General features: G+C 53.2%; 1 protein-coding gene. It reads right to left on the bottom strand.

The features are described 5' to 3' along the window. Window positions 1–605, bottom strand: a 605-nt coding sequence (locus J7439_RS25895) for a DUF1601 domain-containing protein (RefSeq protein ID WP_209204934.1), incomplete at both ends; no start/stop codon positions are given.

Here is a 605-nt window from a genome sequence, read left to right as displayed (position 1 = left end):
TGCTCCTGCCCGTTGTCCACCAGTTTTGCCATGGCCCACAGCAGGTTGGCGATTTCCTGTGGTTTAAAGTGAGCTTTCTGTATGTTTACGTGAGGCAACAGCGCGGCCACGGCCTCTTTGAGTTCTGGTGTCCGTTCCTGCCCGTTGTCTACCAGTTTCGCCATGGCCCAAAGCAGGTTGGCGATTTCCTGTGGTTTAAAGTGAGCTTTTTGTGCGTTCACGTGGGACAACAACGCGGCTACGGCCTCTTTGAGCCCTGGTGTCCGCTCCTGTCCGCTGTCCACCTGTTTCACTATGGCCCACAGCAGGTTGGCGATTTCCTGTGGTTTAAAGTGAGCTGTCTGTGCGTTCACGTGGGGCAACAGTGCGGCCACGGCCTCTCTAAGCTGTGGTGTCCACTCCTGCCCGTTACCCACCAGTTTCGCCATGACCCACAGCAGGTTGGCGACACCCTGGGCATCAATATGCCTGGCTTGTTGTTTTTGGTTGCACTTGAATATTATTGCATCAAGTAGCGTTGACAATAAGGCAGCTTGAGTACGCTTAACACGCTCATCCATGGGTTTATGAGGGGTAAAAACACCTGCTGAAGTCAATGAATGAAG

The organism is Salinisphaera sp. G21_0 (genome assembly GCF_017744115.1).
Lineage (GTDB): Bacteria > Pseudomonadota > Gammaproteobacteria > Pseudomonadales > Endozoicomonadaceae > Endozoicomonas.
This window is presented reverse-complemented; position numbering and strand designations above follow the sequence as displayed.